18 protein-coding genes are annotated in these 17824 nt (G+C 56.9%); 17 read left to right on the top strand and 1 reads right to left on the bottom strand.

The annotated features are described in order from the left end of the window. The first annotated feature begins 4 nt into the window (after nt 1–4). The 17 genes from H7848_RS00935 to H7848_RS00855 all read left to right on the top strand — a co-directional run bounded on the left by H7848_RS00935 (nt 5) and on the right by H7848_RS00855 (nt 15673). Nucleotides 5–535 carry a hypothetical protein gene (locus tag H7848_RS00935; RefSeq protein WP_208347266.1) on the top strand — a complete coding sequence of 177 codons (531 nt, stop codon included), beginning with the start codon at nt 5–7 and terminating at the stop codon, nt 533–535. Continuing rightward, the gene (locus tag H7848_RS00930; RefSeq protein WP_208347264.1) at nt 532–1059 is read left to right on the top strand and encodes a hypothetical protein; all 528 of its coding nucleotides are present in this window, start codon (nt 532–534) and stop codon (nt 1057–1059) included. The genes H7848_RS00935 and H7848_RS00930 overlap by 4 nt, the downstream gene beginning before the upstream one ends. Continuing rightward, nucleotides 1056–1361: an NADH-quinone oxidoreductase subunit NuoK gene (gene nuoK, locus H7848_RS00925; RefSeq protein WP_208347262.1), complete on the top strand. Its 306-nt coding sequence runs from the start codon at nt 1056–1058 to the stop codon at nt 1359–1361. The genes H7848_RS00930 and nuoK overlap by 4 nt, the downstream gene beginning before the upstream one ends. Before the next feature lie 6 nt (nt 1362–1367). Further along, nucleotides 1368–3452 carry an NADH-quinone oxidoreductase subunit L gene (gene nuoL / locus H7848_RS00920; RefSeq protein ID WP_208347260.1) on the top strand — a complete coding sequence of 695 codons (2085 nt, stop codon included), beginning with the start codon at nt 1368–1370 and terminating at the stop codon, nt 3450–3452. Beyond that, nucleotides 3452–3700 carry a hypothetical protein gene (locus tag H7848_RS00915; RefSeq protein ID WP_208347259.1) on the top strand — a complete coding sequence of 83 codons (249 nt, stop codon included), beginning with the start codon at nt 3452–3454 and terminating at the stop codon, nt 3698–3700. Before nuoL ends, H7848_RS00915 begins: the two co-directional genes overlap by 1 nt. Next, nucleotides 3693–5234 carry an NADH-quinone oxidoreductase subunit M gene (locus tag H7848_RS00910; protein WP_208347257.1) on the top strand — a complete coding sequence of 514 codons (1542 nt, stop codon included), beginning with the start codon at nt 3693–3695 and terminating at the stop codon, nt 5232–5234. The genes H7848_RS00915 and H7848_RS00910 overlap by 8 nt, the downstream gene beginning before the upstream one ends. 13 nt (nt 5235–5247) lie before the next feature. Continuing rightward, the gene (gene nuoN / locus H7848_RS00905; protein ID WP_208347255.1) at nt 5248–6687 is read left to right on the top strand and encodes an NADH-quinone oxidoreductase subunit NuoN; all 1440 of its coding nucleotides are present in this window, start codon (nt 5248–5250) and stop codon (nt 6685–6687) included. Beyond that, on the top strand, nt 6677–7420 hold the full coding sequence (locus H7848_RS00900; protein ID WP_272874369.1) for a biotin--[acetyl-CoA-carboxylase] ligase: 744 nt from the start codon (nt 6677–6679) through the stop codon (nt 7418–7420). Before nuoN ends, H7848_RS00900 begins: the two co-directional genes overlap by 11 nt. 12 nt (nt 7421–7432) lie before the next feature. Beyond that, nucleotides 7433–8212 carry a type III pantothenate kinase gene (locus H7848_RS00895; RefSeq protein ID WP_208347253.1) on the top strand — a complete coding sequence of 260 codons (780 nt, stop codon included), beginning with the start codon at nt 7433–7435 and terminating at the stop codon, nt 8210–8212. After that, entirely contained in the window at nt 8209–9879 is a 1671-nt protein-coding gene (locus H7848_RS00890) for a ribonuclease J (RefSeq protein WP_208347251.1), read from the top strand. The genes H7848_RS00895 and H7848_RS00890 overlap by 4 nt, the downstream gene beginning before the upstream one ends. Nucleotides 9880–10191: 312 nt before the next feature. Then, the gene (gene murA, locus H7848_RS00885; RefSeq protein WP_208347249.1) at nt 10192–11460 is read left to right on the top strand and encodes a UDP-N-acetylglucosamine 1-carboxyvinyltransferase; all 1269 of its coding nucleotides are present in this window, start codon (nt 10192–10194) and stop codon (nt 11458–11460) included. Next, entirely contained in the window at nt 11457–11936 is a 480-nt protein-coding gene (locus H7848_RS00880) for a DUF2948 family protein (protein ID WP_208347247.1), read from the top strand. The genes murA and H7848_RS00880 overlap by 4 nt, the downstream gene beginning before the upstream one ends. Then, nucleotides 11933–12424, top strand: a complete 492-nt coding sequence (locus tag H7848_RS00875) for a GNAT family N-acetyltransferase (protein ID WP_208347245.1) — start codon at nt 11933–11935, stop codon at nt 12422–12424. The genes H7848_RS00880 and H7848_RS00875 overlap by 4 nt, the downstream gene beginning before the upstream one ends. 82 nt (nt 12425–12506) lie before the next feature. Continuing rightward, entirely contained in the window at nt 12507–13811 is a 1305-nt protein-coding gene (hisD, locus tag H7848_RS00870) for a histidinol dehydrogenase (protein ID WP_208347243.1), read from the top strand. A 4-nt stretch (nt 13812–13815) separates the two neighbouring features. Further along, nucleotides 13816–14295, top strand: a complete 480-nt coding sequence (locus H7848_RS00865; protein WP_208347242.1) for a UPF0262 family protein — start codon at nt 13816–13818, stop codon at nt 14293–14295. A 3-nt stretch (nt 14296–14298) separates the two neighbouring features. After that, nucleotides 14299–14778: an arsenate-mycothiol transferase ArsC gene (locus H7848_RS00860; protein ID WP_208347239.1), complete on the top strand. Its 480-nt coding sequence runs from the start codon at nt 14299–14301 to the stop codon at nt 14776–14778. A 184-nt stretch (nt 14779–14962) separates the two neighbouring features. Continuing rightward, on the top strand, nt 14963–15673 hold the full coding sequence (locus H7848_RS00855) for a class I SAM-dependent methyltransferase (RefSeq protein ID WP_208347237.1): 711 nt from the start codon (nt 14963–14965) through the stop codon (nt 15671–15673). 260 nt (nt 15674–15933) lie between these two features. Here the strand turns inward: H7848_RS00855 and H7848_RS00850 are convergent, their stop codons facing one another. Continuing rightward, nucleotides 15934–17679, bottom strand: a complete 1746-nt coding sequence (locus H7848_RS00850; protein WP_208347234.1) for a bifunctional helix-turn-helix transcriptional regulator/alpha/beta hydrolase — start codon at nt 17677–17679, stop codon at nt 15934–15936. Nucleotides 17680–17824 lie beyond the last annotated feature (145 nt).

The following is a 17824-nucleotide window of genomic DNA, read 5'->3' as shown; positions in this document are numbered from 1 at the left end:
CGGAGTGCGCCGTATCTGCTTCATATCCCTTCTCGCGGTGTTGGCACCGCTGAGCGCGCTGGCATGCTCCCCGGGCTATGTAGAAAATCCGGGCCCGATTGAGCACGGCGATCTGTGCAGCTATGTCGAGCCACAGCATATAGGCGAGAATTTTGGCGAACCTGCGCTGGACCTTGGCGAGGGTCGGGTTGCTCAGATCATCGGGTACGGCAATGGCTGCGATCTCGACAGTTCGATCATCTTGACACAGTGCACATCCAGTCAACAGGTGCAGATCGGTCCCGATTTGACGCAGGCAGTACCCAACGGGGGTGGCTTTTTGTATGATATCAAATCCGCGATTGCGCCCAATGGGGCGTTGGAATTGCGCGACCCGCTCCCCGAGCTTGCGGCGAGCGCTGCCCGCAGAGGGCACGACATCACTTGGCTAGAACCGCTTTCCAACCCTTACAAGGCGCGCAGCACGGGACCAGCCGATCTCAGCTGTGCGTGCAGAACGTTCTATCCCGATACTCCAGGGGCGCAGAAACGATGAAACTGCTTTTGGCTTTTGTATGTGCCGTTTATTTCTTTGCTGCAAACAGCACATTTGCATGTACTTTTCCTGAACAGCCAGAAGACTATGTTTTGCCTCCAATCTCTATCAAAAACGATTGCAGCTTTTACCGTGAAGAATTGTATTGGCCAGCCAATGGCCAGGCAGCTCAAGATCTTGGCGATAGCCGTGTTTCACAGATTATTGAGATCAGTTTTGGAACAGCTGTGATCGTTTCAGATTGCAGTAGAGTCGAGACGATAACGATCTTTGGAAAAGAGATTGGTGAAGAAACTTCATGCGGCCAGCCTTATGAAATTGAATCTCATATAAAACCTGAGGGTCGGTTTGATCTGACAAAAGGCGACGATCTGGTGCGCTTGGCGACCGTAGCAAAACGCCAGCGTTTTCAAGTGACTATCGGGGCAGCTCGTTTGAATATATCAGAACCAGTAAATCGGCAAATAGATGCATTTTGCGGGTGCAAAGTTTTCTATCCAGCCTCAGCAGGAGCGATGGAATGATCGGACTTGAACACTATCTGACCGTCGCGGCGACGTTGTTTGTGATTGGCATCTTTGGCCTGTTTCTGAACCGCAAGAATGTCATCATCCTTTTGATGTCAATCGAACTGATGCTGCTGGCGGTCAATATCAATCTTGTGGCCTTTTCCAGCTTTCTGGGCGATTTGACGGGTCAGGTCTTTACCCTGTTCGTGCTGACCGTGGCCGCGGCCGAGGCGGCGATTGGTTTGGCCATTCTGGTCTGTTTCTTCCGCACCCGCGGTACGATCGCGGTCGAAGATGTCAACGTAATGAAGGGGTAAGCGGCCATGGCAACGATCATCCTTTTTGCCCCGCTGATTGGCGCGCTGATCTGTGGTTTCGGCTGGCGGATCATTGGCGAGACCGCCGCACAATGGACAGCGACGATACTGCTGTTTCTGGCGGCGGTCCTAAGCTGGATCGTCTTTTTCATCTTTGATCCGACGGCCCATGAAAACGGCTATTATACCGTGCAACTGCTGACCTGGATCGAAAGCGGCACGCTGACATCTGACTGGGCCATTCGCATTGATCGGCTGACAGCGATCATGCTGGTCGTGATCAACAGTGTTTCGGCCTTGGTGCATCTTTATTCGCTGGGCTATATGGCCCATGACGACAACTTCCGCGAAGGCGAAAGCTATCGTCCACGGTTCTTTGCCTATCTGTCATTCTTCACCTTCGCCATGCTGATGCTGGTGACCGCTGACAACATGGTCCAGCTGTTTTTCGGATGGGAGGGCGTGGGCGTCGCGTCTTATCTGCTGATCAACTTCTATTTCCGCAAACCCAGTGCCAATGCCGCGGCGATGAAGGCGTTTATCGTCAACCGCGTGGGCGATCTGGCGCTGATCCTGGGGATGGCTGCGATTTATCTGCAGGTGGATTCGATCCGGTTTGACGACATCTTTGCCGCAGCCCCCGGTCTGGCCGAGGCGACGATCACTTTCCTGTGGACGGACTGGAACGCCGCCAACCTGATTGGCATCCTGCTATTTATCGGCGCGATGGGTAAATCGGCGCAGTTGTTCCTGCATACCTGGTTGCCCGACGCGATGGAAGGTCCGACGCCCGTATCCGCCCTGATCCACGCCGCGACGATGGTGACGGCGGGTGTGTTCCTGGTCTGCCGCATGTCCCCGATTATGGAGTTCGCGCCGGCAGCACTGGCCTTCATCACCGCAGTCGGCGCTGTGACGGCGTTTTTTGCAGCGACCGTGGGGCTGGTGCAGACCGACATCAAGCGCGTCATCGCCTATTCGACCTGTTCGCAGTTGGGCTATATGTTCGTGGCCGCGGGTGTGGGGGTTTATTCGGTGGCGATGTTCCACCTGTTCACACATGCGTTCTTCAAGGCGATGCTGTTCCTTGGGGCAGGTTCCGTCATCCATGCCATGCACCATGAGCAGGACATGATGAACTATGGCGGGTTGCGCAAGAAAATCCCTTATACCTTCTGGGCGATGATGATCGGGACGCTGGCGATCACCGGTGTGGGTGTCCCGCTGACCTATTTCGGCTTTGCCGGGTTCCTGTCGAAAGACGCTGTGATCGAAAGCGCTTATGTCGGCGCGCAGGGCGCGTTCTGGCTGCTGGTGATTGCGGCTGCGATGACCAGTTTCTACAGCTGGCGTCTGATGTTCCTGACGTTCTATGGGCGCCCCCGCGGTGACAAACACACCCACGAACATGCCCATGAAAGTCCAATGGTCATGCTGATCCCCCTTGGGGTGCTGGGCCTGGGTGCGGTGTTTTCCGGCATGATCTGGTACAACAGCTTTTTCGGCCACACCGATCAGGTCGCGCGGTTCTTTGGTGTGCCTTATGAAGAGGTGCATGAGGAAAGCCACGGCGACACCCATTCTGAAAGCGCTGAGGCTGGCAAGGACGAACATCACTATGTCTTTGCGGGTCAGCCGGGCCAGGGTGCGATCTATGTCAGCCCTGAAAACACCACGCTAGACGACGCCCACAAGGTGCCGACCTGGGTCAAGGTCGCGCCCTTTATCGCGATGCTGGCGGGGTTCTTTCTGGCGTTCCAGATGTATATCCGCCGCCCCGATCTGCCCGGCAAACTGGCCGAGAACCAATGGCCGCTTTATCAGTTCTTGCTGAACAAGTGGTATTTCGACGAAATCTATGACTTCCTGTTTGTGCGCGGTGCCAAGAACATCGGTCGCTTCCTATGGAAGAAGGGCGATGGTGCGGTCATTGACGGCGGCATCAACGGGCTTGCGATGGGGATTATTCCGATGCTGACCCGGCTGGCCGGTCGCGCGCAGTCCGGGTATCTGTTCCACTATGTCTTTGCCATGGTCATCGGCATTGCCGTTTTGATCACCTGGATGACACTTGCTTCGGGGGCTAATTGATGGGCACGATAATCCTGTTCATCCTGCTGGCCCTTGGGGTGGTCCTTCTATTCATCGCGGGTATCCGTATTGGCATCGCGCCTGCGGGTGAAAAACACGGGCCGGTCGGTCTGGCGCTGATCGGTGCGATACTTTATGGCATTCCCGGTTCACTGTTGTGGCACTGGGCGGTCGGCCTGACCACGTTTTTGATGTTCGCCGTGCTTGCCTTTGCGGTGTTTTCGACGAAAGAGGCACTTAATGGATAACCTTCTTTCCATCGTCACCTTTCTGCCGCTGCTTGGCGCGGTCATTCTGGGTGTTTTCCTGCGTGGCGATGACGAAGCGGCGCAGAAAAACGCGAAATGGGTGGCCTTTTGGGCGACGCTGGCGACGTTCCTGTTTTCGATCTTTATCCTGACCGAGTTTGAGCCCGACAACACCGGCTTCCAACTGGTGGAAGAGCGTGAGTGGATTTTTGGCCTGCAATACAAGATGGGCGTCGATGGCATCAGCGTGTTGTTCGTGATGCTGACGACCTTCCTGATGCCGCTGGTCATTCTGGCGTGTTGGGATGTGACGCACCGCGTCAAGGAATACATGATCGCCTTTCTGGTGCTGGAAACCCTGATGCTGGGCGTCTTCATGGCGCTGGATCTGGTACTGTTCTATCTGTTCTTTGAAGCGGGCCTGATCCCGATGTTCCTGATCATCGGCATCTGGGGCGGCAAGAACCGGATTTACGCCAGCTTCAAGTTCTTCCTTTATACCTTCCTTGGGTCGGTTCTGATGCTGGTCGCAATGGTGGCGATGTATGCCGATGCAGGCACGACCGATATTCCATCGCTGCTGCGTCACCAGTTCGGATCCGAGACATTCAGCCTGCTTGGCATGCAGATCTTTGGCGGGCTGCAGACGCTGCTGTTTATTGCGTTCTTTGCCAGTTTTGCGGTGAAGATGCCGATGTGGCCTGTGCACACCTGGTTGCCGGATGCCCACGTGCAGGCGCCCACGGCGGGGTCGGTCGTGCTGGCCGCGATCCTGCTGAAGATGGGCGGCTATGGCTTTCTGCGGTTCAGCCTGCCCATGTTCCCGGTCGCCTCGGACATCTTTGCGCCGCTGATCCTGTGGCTGAGCGCCATTGCCATCGTCTACACCAGCCTTGTGGCTCTGATGCAGAACGATATGAAAAAGCTGATCGCCTATTCCTCGGTCGCGCATATGGGGTATGTGACCATGGGGATTTTCGCGGTGAACCAACAGGGCATCGATGGCGCGATTTTCCAGATGATCAGCCACGGCTTTATCTCGGGCGCATTGTTTCTGTGTGTGGGCGTTATCTATGACCGGATCCACACGCGCGAAATCGACGCCTATGGCGGTCTGGTCAACCGGATGCCCGCCTATGCGCTGGTCTTTATGCTGTTTACCATGGCGAACGTCGGGCTGCCGGGCACCAGCGGGTTTGTGGGCGAATTTCTGACGCTGGTTGGTGTATTCCAAGCAAATACCTGGGTTGCATTGGTTGCGGCGACGGGCGTGATCCTGTCGGCGGCCTATGCGCTGTGGCTTTACCGCCGGGTGGTGATGGGCGATCTGATCAAGGAAAGTCTGAAATCCATTACCGACATGACCCGCCGCGAACGCGCGATCTTTGCGCCGCTGATCGTGATGACGCTGTTGCTGGGTGTCTATCCGTCGCTGGTCACAGATATCATCGGCCCCTCGGTTCAGGCGCTGATCGGACAATATGAAACAGCCGTTGCGACATTCGAGGCCGCGACGCAGGTCGCATCGAACTAAGGGCAAGAAGACAATGATAGCACAAGACCTGACCATCGTTCTGCCCGAGATCATCCTGGCCGTTTACGCCATGCTGGCGCTTTTGGGGGCGGTCTACACGCTGAAAGACGGTGCTGCGTCACTTGTGCTGTGGATCACATCGGCAATGCTGGTGATTATGGCCGCCTGGATCGGTCTGTCGGGGCAGGGCACTCAGATCGCGTTCAACGGCATGTTCATCGACGATGGGTTTTCCCGCTTTGCCAAGGTCGTGATCCTTCTGTCGTCCGCCGCGATATTGCTGATGGGCCACGAATACATGGCCAAGCATGATTTGTTGCGGTTTGAATACCCCATTCTGGTGGTCTTTGCTGCGATTGGCATGATGGTCATGGTGTCGGCCGGGGACCTGATCGCGCTTTACATGGGACTGGAACTGCAATCGCTGTCGCTTTACGTCGTGGCTGCCCTGCGGCGGGACAGCGCGAAATCGACGGAAGCCGGGTTGAAATACTTTGTTCTGGGCGCGCTATCGTCGGGTCTGCTGCTGTATGGCGCGTCGCTGACCTATGGCTATGCCGGGACGACGCTGTTCAGCGGTATTATCGAAACGGCCACAGCGGGCGAAATGTCACTGGGTCTGATCTTTGGCCTTGTTTTCCTGATGGCGGGCCTGGCGTTCAAGGTGTCGGCCGCACCGTTCCATATGTGGACGCCCGACGTTTACGAAGGCTCGCCCACGCCTGTCACCGCCTTCTTCGCCACGGCACCCAAGGTCGCCGCGATGGCGCTGTTCGCACGCGTAGTCCATGACGCCTTTGGCGGGGCCGTGGGCGACTGGCAACAGATCATTGCCTTCCTGTCGGTGCTATCGATGTTCCTGGGGGCCATAGCTGCGATCGGGCAAAGCAATATCAAACGGCTGATGGCCTATTCGTCGATCGCGCATATGGGCTTTGCGCTGATGGGCCTAGCGGCGGGCACAGCGTTCGGCGTGCAGGCGATGCTGATCTATATGTCAATCTATGTGGCCATGAACATCGGCACCTTTGCGTTCATCCTGTCGATGGAAAAAGACGGCCAGCCGGTCAGTGATATTGCGTCCCTGCAGATGTATTCCCGCCGCGAACCGGCCAAGGCGCTGGCGATGCTGGTTCTGATGTTCAGCCTGGCCGGTGTACCGCCGCTGGTGGGCTTCTTCGGCAAGCTTTATGTGCTGCGCGCGGCGTATGAGGCCGGACTGGGCTGGCTGGCGGTCGCGGGTGTCATCGCATCCGTGATCGGGGCCTTCTATTACCTGCGGATCGTCTACTATATGTACTTCGGCGAAGAGACCGAGGAGCTGGACAAAGGCACATCACCTGTCCTTTGGGGCTTTCTGATGGCCTCGGCCGCGGTGATGGTCTTTGGTGTGATCAACCTGTTCGGCATCGAAAGTGTCGCGCAGGCGGCAGCGGCAACCCTTGTCAACTGATTGGCCGCAAGGCTACAGGCGGCGCGTGCTGGCGACGGTCGACAGCACCATGGCCGAGGCAGCGCGTCTTGCCCCCACCCTTAGCGGACCTGAGTGGATTTTAGGGCTTGAGCAAACCGCAGGTCGCGGGCGGCGCGGCCGCGCCTGGACCGACCCCAAGGGCAATTTTGCAGCCACTCTGGTTCTGCATCCGTCTGAGCCGCCCGAGGTCGTGGCGCTAAGGTCTTTTGGCGCCTCACTTGCGTTGTTCGATGCATTCGTCGCTGTGTCCGGTCGCCCGCGGGCCTTTGCCCTGAAATGGCCCAATGACGTGCTTCTGAACGGCGGCAAGGTCGCAGGCATTCTGCTGGAAAGTCTGGGCGGCACACAGGTGACACACCTGGCCATCGGCATCGGCGTCAATCTGATGCAGGCGCCAGGGCAGGTTGAACCCGGCGCTGTCACACCCGTATCGCTGTTGTCCGAAACAGGCGTTCAAGTCACACCTGAAGAATTTCTGGATATTCTCGCCCCGATCTATGCGGGTTATGAGACGCAGTTTATCACCTATGGCTTCACCCCGATCCGCGAAAAATGGCTGTCCCGCGCCGCGCGCCTGGGTCAGGTCATCACCGCCCGCACCGTCAACGATGAAATCACCGGCACATTCGAGACAGTGGACGACCGCGGCAATCTTGTTCTATCCACCGCAAAAGGCCGCATGGCGATCCCTGCGGCGGATGTATTTTTTTGATTGGGGCGAAATATGCTTCTGGCCATCGACTGCGGTAACACCAACACCGTCTTTTCCATCTGGGACGGCACACGCTTTATCGCCATGTGGCGTGCGTCGACCGAACATCAGCGGACAGCCGATCAATACTATGTCTGGCTGACCACCCTAATGAAATTCCAGCAAATCGACGTAGACATCACCGAGGTCATTATCTCATCCACCGTCCCGCGGGTCGTGTTCAATCTGCGCGTTTTCTCGGACCGTTACTTCAATTGCCGCCCGCTGGTCGTGGGCAAGCCCGAATGCCTGCTGCCCGTCGATGTGCGGGTGGATGAGGGCACGCAGGTCGGCCCGGATCGCCTGGTCAACACCGTCGCGGGCTACGATTTATTCGGCGGTGATCTGGTGATCGTCGATTTCGGCACTGCGACGACCTTTGATGTGGTGGCTGAAGATGGTGCCTATATCGGCGGTGTCATCGCACCCGGCGTGAACCTTAGCCTTGAGGCTCTGCATCAGGCCGCCGCAGCCCTGCCCCATGTCGATATCACCAAACCGCAACGCGTGATCGGCACCAATACCGTTGCCTGTATGCAGTCAGGCGTCTTCTGGGGCTACATCGGTCTGATCCGCGAAATCTGCAACCGCATCAAGGCGGAACGCGACCGCCCGATGAAAGTGATCTCAACCGGCGGCCTGGCTCCGTTGTTCCAACAGTCCGAAGCGCTATTTGATCATTTTGAAGATGACCTGACGATGCACGGCCTGACCGTGATTCATAAATATAATAAGGAAAATAACAGCATATGAGCAGTGATCGCCTGATTTACCTTCCCCTCGGTGGCGCGGGGGAAATTGGGATGAATTGTTATGTCTACGGCTATGGCCCCAAGGATGCGGAACGGCTGATCGTTGTCGATCTGGGCGTGACCTTCCCGAATATGGACACCACGCCGGGCGTCGATCTGATCATGGCGGACGTCAGTTGGCTTGAGGCACGTAAGGACCGGATCGAGGCGGTGTTCATCACCCATGCGCACGAAGACCACGTTGGCGCTGTTGGTCATCTTTACGAACGACTTGGCGCGCCGTTGATTTACGCGCGCGCTTTCACAGCGAATATCGCACGGCGCAAACTGGACGAATACGCCATTGAAGCAGAGGCCGTCAAAACCGCCAGCCCCTGGCCCGAAACTGTGCAGGCGGGACCTTTTACCGTAGGCTTTTTACCCATCTCACACTCGGTGCCTGAAAGTTCCGCCTTGGTGATCGACACACCTGCTGGCCGCGTGGTGCACACGGGCGACTTCAAGCTTGATGAAACCCCGGTGGTGGGCGAACCCTTTGACCGCGCGCTTTGGGAAAGCGTGGCCAAGCCGGGTGTGCGGGCGCTGGTGTGCGATTCGACCAATGTGTTCTCGGGTCATGCGGGCCGGTCGGAAAGCACGGTTGGGCCTGAAATCAAAAAGCTGGTGGCTGGACAAAAAGGCATGGTCATCGCCACGACCTTTGCCAGCAACATCGCACGGGTCAAAACGCTGGCCGAAGCTGGGCGGGCGACAGGGCGATCGATCTGCCTTCTGGGCCGCGCGATGCGGCGGATGATCGAAGCGGCGGTGGAAACCGGCATCCTGACTGATTTCCCCACGGTGGTCAGCCCGGAAGACGCCCGCGAAATCCCGCGCGACAACCTGATGCTGCTGGTCACCGGCAGCCAGGGCGAACGCCGCGCCGCGACCGCACAACTGGCCAACGGCAAGTACATGGGGCTCAGCCTGTCCGAAGGCGATCTGTTCCTCTTTTCCTCAAAAACCATCCCCGGCAACGAACGCGATGTGATCCGCATCATCAACCAGCTCAGCGAACAGGGCGTCGATGTCGTCGACGACAGCAGCGGCCTTTACCACGTCTCGGGCCACGCCAACCGTCCGGATCTAGAACAGATGCATCAGCTGGTGAACCCGCAGATCGTGGTGCCCATGCACGGCGAACACCGCCACCTGCGCGAACACGTCAAGCTGGGGCAGACCAACGGGTTTCAAGGCATCGTCGCCGTGAACGGCATGATGATTGACCTGTCCGGCAACGCCCCCAGTGTGGCGGAATACATCGAAAGCGGCCGCACTTACCTGGATGGTGCGGTCCAGATCGGCGCGTTTGACGGCATCGTCCGCGACCGCATCCGCATGGCGCTGAACGGCCACGTCATTGTCACGGTGATCGTGGACGAAGACGGCGAACCCTTGGGCGAACCCTGGTGCGAACTGCGCGGGCTTGCCGAAACCGGCACATCAAACGCGCCACTGGTTGAGGTGCTGGAACACGACCTGGGCCAGTTCCTGATGCGCGCCTCCGACAAGACGCTGATGGACGACGACGCACTGGAAGACGAACTGAAAAAACTCACACGCCAGGTCACCCAAACCGAGATCGGCAAAAAGGTCGAAGTCACCTGCGTTATCTCACGCCTGTCATAGCTTCTTCTTGGTTTATACACTCCGGGGCGTGGGGCAGCGCCCCACATCGCACGAAGTGCCAGAAGAAACGCGCGCGTCAGCGCGCTCCGCTGGATTATTTTCGCCACAACCACAGCCCGCAACGCCGCGTGCGGCTGGACGCTTTTCATCCATTGCGATAAAGCCATCGCATGAATGATAAAGCTGATAAAAGGTCAAAGGATCAAACGCGCGAAACCCGTTTGAAAGCGGCGTTAAAGGCAAATCTGCAAAAACGAAAACAACAGGCGCGCAAGCGTTCCGAGGCGGACCAGAAAAACAAGGACTAGGGGCATGGACTCAATCGTGGTGACAGGCGGCGCCAAGCTGCACGGGCAAATTCCAATTGCAGGGGCGAAAAACGCCTGCCTGACCTTGATGCCTGCGACTTTGCTCAGCGACGAACCTTTGACACTGACCAACGCACCGCGTCTGTCGGACATCAAAACGATGACGACCCTGCTGCAATCCCTTGGCGCCGAAGTCACGACCATGCAGGATGGTCAGGTCATTGCGATGTCCAGCCATGCATTGAACAACCATACGGCCGATTACGATATCGTCCGCAAAATGCGCGCATCGATCCTTGTTCTGGGCCCCATGCTGGCGCGGGACGGGCACGCGGTGGTGTCTCTGCCCGGCGGCTGCGCCATCGGCGCGCGCCCCGTTGATCTGCACCTGAAAGCGCTTGAGGCCATGGGGGCCGAGCTTGAGCTGAAGGACGGCTACGTGCATGCCACCGCCAAGGGCGGGCTAAAGGGCGGCACGGTCGAATTTCCCTTTGTGTCAGTCGGGGCCACCGAAAACGCACTGATGGCGGCAACCCTGGCCAAAGGCACGACCGTTATCAAAAACGCAGCACGTGAACCGGAAATCGTTGATCTGGCACACTGCCTGCGCAAGATGGGTGCGCAGATCGAAGGTGAAGGCACGTCAACCCTGACCATTCAGGGCGTTGACCGTCTGCACGGCGCGACCCATCCGGTTGTCATCGACCGGATCGAATTGGGCACCTATATGCTGGCCCCGGCCATCACGGGGGGCACGGTTGAATTGCTGGGCGGCCGCATCGACCTGATCGGTGCTTTCTGCGAAAAGCTCGATGCCGCAGGTATCAGCGTCGAAGAAACCGATGCGGGGCTAAAGATCACCCGCAAGAACGGCCGTGTGAATGCGGTTGATGTGGCCACCGAACCCTTCCCCGGCTTCCCGACCGACCTGCAGGCCCAAATGATGGCGCTGCTTTGCACCGCTGATGGCACCAGCGTTCTGGAAGAGAAAATCTTTGAAAACCGCTTCATGCACGCGCCGGAACTGATGCGCATGGGCGCGCAGATCGATGTTCATGGCGGCACGGCAACCGTCACTGGCGTCGAACGGCTAAAGGGTGCGCCGGTTATGGCCACCGATCTGCGGGCCAGCGTGTCTCTGATCCTGGCCGGTCTGGCCGCCGAAGGTGAAACCGTGGTCAATCGGGTCTACCATCTGGATCGCGGCTATGAACGGGTCGAAGAAAAACTGGGCGCCTGTGGTGCGAAAATCGAACGGATTCAGGCAGCGTGACGCAGGACGCATCATTCGAAGACGGTCGTGAGGCCCCGCTAAGGTTGGTCGCCTTTGACACCGATGACCTTCGGGTGATCTCGGCGCTGGTGCAGGACGCGATATTCCCGATAGCCGAAATGACCTGGCAGCCGAAACAGCGCCGCTTTGCCATCCTGCTGAACCGTTTTCGGTGGGAAGATGAAACCGCCGCTGAACGCCGCAAGCGCAGCTATGAACGTGTGCAGTCGGTGCTGACCATTGAAGACGTGCAGAAAGTGTCCAGCCAGGGCATCGATCGGTCTGACAAAGATATCGTACTGTCGTGCCTGTCGATTGATTTTGAACCGGGTAACGATGGCACAGGCCGCGTTCTGATCACTCTTGCAGGCGACGGTGCCATCGCGCTGGATGTCGAAGCGCTTGAGGTCAACCTGCGCGACGTGACACGACCCTATGTGGCGCCGTCGGGCCACAAACCCGAACACCCGGAATGACCCCGCGCGTCCTGACCGCCGACGATCTGGCAGCCTGGCGTGCGTTCAGGATCGAAGCCTTACGCGAACGTCCCGACGCATTTCTGACAACGCTTGAACAGGAACAGGCGCGGTCGGATCAGGATGTACTGGCAAAGCTGAACAGCGACGCACTGCACGGCGCATTTGACGGCGATGTCTTAGCGGGCGCTTTGTCGATCGACCGGATGCAGGGCGACAGCTTCCACCACCGCGCCTGGATACATGCGCTTTACGTCCGACCCGCATATCAAGGTAGCGGGTTGGCCCAGACCTTGATGACCTACGCCGTCGATCACGCCAAGACCCTCGGCATACTGCAGCTTGAGTTATATGTGGCCGCCGATAACGCCCGCGCGGTGCGGTTCTATGAAAAGCAGGGCTTCACCCAACAGGGCCGATTGGCCCGCGCGGTCTATCGCAATAGCATCTTTGAAGATGATCTGCACTATATCCGCCTGCTTGATTAACCTTAGCCCAAGACGCCCGACGACGCGTTATGCTTGAGACCTGACACCGTCACGGCTATGTCCTGTGTCAGGAAGGAAGACCATGCCGCAATTTCTGAATACCAGCGACAGTGATTTTGAAAGCCGTTTCAACGCCTTGCTGAACGCAAAACGCGAAGACAGCCCCGACGTTGATGCGACTGTGGCCAAGATTATCGCCGATGTGCGCGAACGCGGCGATGCGGCGGTGATCGCGCTGACGTCAAAGTTCGACCGGCTGGACCTGACGGCCGAAACGCTGGCCTTTTCGGCAGATGAGATCGCAGCCCAATGTGACAAGGTTAATGATCAGGACCGCGCGGCGCTGGAATTGGCGGCCGAGCGCATTCGGGCCTATCACGTGCGTCAGATGCCCGATGATCAGATGTGGACCGACCCGGATGGGGCCACGCTGGGTTGGCGTTGGACGCCCGTTTCAGCAGCTGGCCTTTATGTGCCGGGTGGGCTGGCCAGCTATCCATCCTCGGTTCTGATGAACGCCATCCCGGCCCAGGTCGCGGGTGTTGAACGGCTGGTTATCTGCGTTCCCACGCCCGACGGCGTCGTTAACCCATTGGTTTTGCTGGCGGCCCAATTGTCGGGTGTAGACACCATCTATCGGATCGGCGGCGCGCAGGCGGTGGCGGCCATGGCCTATGGCACCGAGACGATCAGACCGGTCGACAAAATCACCGGCCCCGGAAACGCCTTTGTTGCGGCAGCCAAACGACGGGTCTTTGGTAAGGTCGGCATCGATATGATCGCCGGACCGTCCGAGATTTTGGTGATCGCCGACCGCCACAATGACCCGGCGTGGATCGCCGTCGATCTGCTTAGCCAGGCCGAACACGATGAAAACGCGCAATCGATCCTGATCACCGATGACGCGGCCTTTGGGCATGCGGTCGCAGAAGCCGTTGAAAAGCAACTAGAAACGCTGGAACGCAGTGCGATTGCTGGACCAAGCTGGCGCGATTACGGCGCAGTGATCACGGTGCGCGATCTGGATCAGGCGGCCCGGTTGTCAAACCGCATCGCGCCCGAGCACCTTGAACTTTGCGTCGATGATCCGGACGCGTTGGCCGCAAAAATCACCCACGCAGGTGCCATTTTTCTAGGCAAATGGACGCCCGAGGCCATCGGCGACTATATCGGCGGGCCAAATCACGTGTTGCCCACCGCGCGTTCTGCCCGTTTTTCCAGCGGTTTAAGCGTTATGGATTTCCTGAAACGGACAACTCTTGCCAAAATGACACCTGAGGCACTTCGCGCCATAGGTCCTGCAGCCGAAACTCTGGCAAAATCAGAAAGTCTTGAGGCGCACGGCCTATCTGTCCGCGCGCGCCTTGATTATCTGAATGAAGGTTAGTGATATGACACATATAGCCCATATCGAACTGGATGATCGCAATCTGCCGCCACCCACCCCTGAAATCGATCAGGAACGCAAAGTCGCGATCTTTGACTTGCTGGAAGAGAATTCTTTTGCTCTGCCCCGACGCGATGACCGGGTCGTTCCCGACGGCCCCTATCATCTGACTCTGTCTATTCAGGATAAGCGATTGGTCTTCAGCGTCAGAACCGAAAATCAGAAGCTGGCCGGTGAATTTCATCTATCGCTTGGACCGTTTCGGCAGGTGGTCAAAGATTATTTCCAGATCTGTGAAAGCTATTTTGAGGCCGTCAGAACATTGCCGCCCAGCCAGATCGAAACAATTGATATGGCGCGCCGGGGCATTCACAACGAAGGCGCCAGGATCTTGCAAGAACGTCTGGACGGCAAGGCCGAGGTCGATACAGACACGGCGCGGCGACTTTTTACGCTGATTTGCGTATTGCATTTCGGGGGCTAGGGCGTGACGGCAGAGCTTCCCCATTCAGTCCTTTTCTGCTGCGATCACAACGCCGTCCGGTCGCCCATGGCCGAAGGTCTGATGAAGAAGTTCTATGGTCAGCGCAGCTATGTGCAATCCGCGGGCGTCAAGGGCGAGATGGAGATCGACGGCTTTTCCATCGCCGTTTGCAAGGAAATGGATGTCGAACTGTCGCGTCACCGCACCCGATCTTTTGACGAGATGGAGGAATGGGGCGATGATCTGGGGTCCTTTGACCTAATCGTGGCTTTGTCACCGGCCAGTCAGCGCAGAGCGTTGGAACTGACACGCTATTCCCATCTGGATGTCGAGTATTGGCCAATACTGGACCCAACGGGCTTGGGCGAAACGCGCGCGGCAAAGCTTGAAAAATATCGCGAAGCACGGGATCAGATCATCGATCACATGACCCGAAAATGGGGCGCACCTATGGAAAGCGGGGCCCTAGCCATGGGCAAGTGATTGCTTTTCCGTTTCGGCACCTCGACTTTTTGGAATAGTTCCCAAAGTAAGATCGCCATTTAATCAGGCACAATTTTAGATACTCAGCGCATTCGCGCCAATACAACCAATGCGGGTTGATATTTACATAACAGTCACGTTTGATCGTAGCGTTGATAGATCACCTGTTACGAAGGGGGTTGCCATGGCAAGCTTATCCCGACGACTGATTGATCCGCTGAAATACGTCATTGGCGGTGTGCTGCAATATGCGCCGGAACGGGTTCAGGTCCACTACAAACGGCTGGTTGAGCTGCTGTTTTGGAAGAAAACACTGCGTGGGGCCGGCGGCGATTTCTATAACAAACACTTGGAAATCGCTTTCACGCGCGTCTTCGATCTAACGACCGAATTCTATGCGGGCAAACGCATTGTCGATATCGGCTGTGGCCCGGTCGGCACCTTGGAATGGGCCGATATAGCCGCTGAACGCGTGGGCGTTGACCCTTTGGCGGAAGAATATCTGAAACTGAACCGCGGTCAGCAGGCGATGACATATGTCGAAGCCACCGCCGAGGATATACCCTTCGACGACGGATATTTTGATGTCGTTTCGCTGTTCAATTCGCTTGATCACGTGGAAAATGTCGATGCCGCGATTGCCGAGGCCGTTCGATTGGCCAAGTCGGGTGGTATCATCCTGCTGATTGTCGAGGTCGATCATAAACCGACCATCACCGAACCCAATATGATCGACGAAAGTATTCTTGAGGCATTCGAAGGCTGTGATGTGCTGTTCAAGGCGATTTATCGCATCCGCGACGATCACGATGTCTATGCAAGTGTTTTTGAGGCAAATTCACGTACCGATGCCACCGAACCGGGTGTGATGTGTGTAAAACTGCAAAAGCAGTAAGATGCCAATCTGAAAACCATTTCAGTGCTGTCAGAAAAATAAAGGACGTATCAACCCAAGATTGATACGTCCCAAATACTGTCAGATACACTGACGTACCAAGGCAGCCAAAACCATACCCACTGCTGCCCCAAAATGTTCATTACAACGCGTACGATTTTGTTCCAGCATCCCCGCAGTACGTTGTTAATGTTCCGTCAAAGTACAAATCACGGAAGTTTTTGTCATACCCCATTTGGGGTAAAATGCGCCAGATTGACCTAAAGGAACCTTTTTTCTAACAGTTTCAGAACGTCGTCCCAATGGCGGAAAAAGACAAGATCCCCGACGTCATCATAAAGTTTGAAGTCAATCCATGGATAATCAACCTGAAATTCCCGAACTGTTTCCTTGGGAAACATCGGGCTTTGCAGGCCATTCATGAATTGAACGGGAATCGTTCCTGCGATTCGTGTCAGCGAATCGCTCCAATCATGTGACGCGCGCACAATCGCTTCGGCGGCAAAGGCGTCATGTGCTGAAATACCTTCGGACGCGGCAAACTTGGTGCCCTCGATCAGGGCCTCGAACACCTCGGGCCGCTCATAGGTATCGATGTCACCTGGGCAATTGCCATAAAGCGCCTTCATCAGACTGCGCTTGCCGATCCGCTTGGCCATATAGAAAATCGCCTTGGCCATGAAAGGCAGCAGATGCGGCGCATATTTTGCGTTACCCATAATAAAACGGTGCCATTTGTGCATCCGCGCGAACTGCTCGGACTTCGTCAGGGGCAACATGCCCCCGGCCGATAGAATACCGGTAATCCGATCTGGGGCGCGGGCTGCAAGTTCAAACGCATAAAGGGAATCGTCCAGCATCGCGATAACCGGGCAGGATTTGACCTTTTCCTGATCCAGCAACGCCAGACAATCATCGACAATGCTGTTGATCAGCGCATTGCGGCCCGTCTGATAGGGGTCAGACTGCCCAAAGCCGCCGCGAATGGGCACGATCACCTTGATCCGGCGGCGGTTCAATTCAGCCTCGGCCTGGCGGGGCCAGCGGGTCAGCGCAACATCAGAGGGCAGATAAAGAACGGGCCGGCCTGTGGGATGGCCCAGAATAAGATACGTCAGCTTGCGCCCGTCTTCGCGCACCATCATGTGAACGGGAACAGGCGGCATGCTGGTCTGGCTTTCCTCGGCCCCGGTGGTCACCGGACCCGCCCCGCCCGAGGCTGTGACGACGTCCATTAACGTTAAAGCCACGCGAACAAGTTCCGCCTGCGAATGGGTTTCCGTCTTGGACAGAATGGATCGCACCTGCGCGCGAATGGTTTCGGTGGATCGCCCGCGTTCCTCGGCAATCTGACGCAGGCTTTTGCATTCCACGATCGCACGCAGCACTTCAGCCTCGGCCGTCGACAGCCCGAATGCGGCTTTCAGCGTGTCGGAAAACCCGTTAGGCCAGCCGACCTCGGACGTAATGATCGCCACGAAGGGCTGATCGGGGTCGGACAGATAGGCCTTTAGCTGAAAGACAATGAACCGGTCCCGAGCCGTTGACCGAAAACGAAACATCCGCGTATCGGTCTGTTCGCTGCGGAAGGTTTTGCGCAGCTCATTTTCCAGCAGCTGGATATCGTCGGCATAAAGCGGCAGCGTCGACAGTGCGCCGCCGGGCATCAGTTCCAGCGAATAGGCCGCGGCATCATTCAGCGCGACGACCTTCAGCGTTGCATCAATGGTAAACGCAGCAACCTTGTCGAACTGCGACAGCACAACATCATGCGGATTGCTGCCCGCGTCCTCTAGCCGGTCCAGAAAAATCTCGGCGCGTTTGAAATGTAGCGCGACGGATGTGTCGTCAAACGGAACCGGTGCCATATCGTCATTACGATACGGCGCGATAAAATCTTCCCAGCTGTCCAGAAGGATTTCAAGCCGTGCAGGATCAACCGCAACATCATAGATCTGATCGATGATCTGGGGTTTGATATCACTGGTCACTGCACGATCTGGCATCATACACTTTGCTTTAATTATATTTCACACAGACTGGCAAAAAAGTAACGAACAACCAAGTCCGTTACTATAGACCGCGATTCTAAAATGAAAACCAAAAGATTTTAATCTTAACGACTTTGCAGCAGGGGGCCCCCGCGCTATA

Origin of the sequence: Pseudaestuariivita rosea (genome assembly GCF_017592335.1) — a bacterium.
Classification (GTDB): Bacteria; Pseudomonadota; Alphaproteobacteria; order Rhodobacterales; family Rhodobacteraceae; genus Parasulfitobacter; species Parasulfitobacter rosea.
This window is presented reverse-complemented; position numbering and strand designations above follow the sequence as displayed.

Coding starts and splice junctions, on each gene's coding strand:
- murA (WP_208347249.1), top strand. CDS start 10,192: ATGGACTCAATCGTGGTGACAGGCGGCGCCAAGCTGCACGGGCAAATT.
- nuoN (WP_208347255.1), top strand. CDS start 5,248: ATGATAGCACAAGACCTGACCATCGTTCTGCCCGAGATCATCCTGGCC.
- H7848_RS00850 (WP_208347234.1), bottom strand. CDS start 17,679: ATGCCAGATCGTGCAGTGACCAGTGATATCAAACCCCAGATCATCGAT.
- H7848_RS00915 (WP_208347259.1), top strand. CDS start 3,452: ATGGGCACGATAATCCTGTTCATCCTGCTGGCCCTTGGGGTGGTCCTT.
- H7848_RS00865 (WP_208347242.1), top strand. CDS start 13,816: ATGACACATATAGCCCATATCGAACTGGATGATCGCAATCTGCCGCCA.
- H7848_RS00895 (WP_208347253.1), top strand. CDS start 7,433: ATGCTTCTGGCCATCGACTGCGGTAACACCAACACCGTCTTTTCCATC.
- H7848_RS00910 (WP_208347257.1), top strand. CDS start 3,693: ATGGATAACCTTCTTTCCATCGTCACCTTTCTGCCGCTGCTTGGCGCG.
- hisD (WP_208347243.1), top strand. CDS start 12,507: ATGCCGCAATTTCTGAATACCAGCGACAGTGATTTTGAAAGCCGTTTC.
- H7848_RS00890 (WP_208347251.1), top strand. CDS start 8,209: ATGAGCAGTGATCGCCTGATTTACCTTCCCCTCGGTGGCGCGGGGGAA.
- nuoK (WP_208347262.1), top strand. CDS start 1,056: ATGATCGGACTTGAACACTATCTGACCGTCGCGGCGACGTTGTTTGTG.
- nuoL (WP_208347260.1), top strand. CDS start 1,368: ATGGCAACGATCATCCTTTTTGCCCCGCTGATTGGCGCGCTGATCTGT.
- H7848_RS00930 (WP_208347264.1), top strand. CDS start 532: ATGAAACTGCTTTTGGCTTTTGTATGTGCCGTTTATTTCTTTGCTGCA.
- H7848_RS00875 (WP_208347245.1), top strand. CDS start 11,933: ATGACCCCGCGCGTCCTGACCGCCGACGATCTGGCAGCCTGGCGTGCG.
- H7848_RS00855 (WP_208347237.1), top strand. CDS start 14,963: ATGGCAAGCTTATCCCGACGACTGATTGATCCGCTGAAATACGTCATT.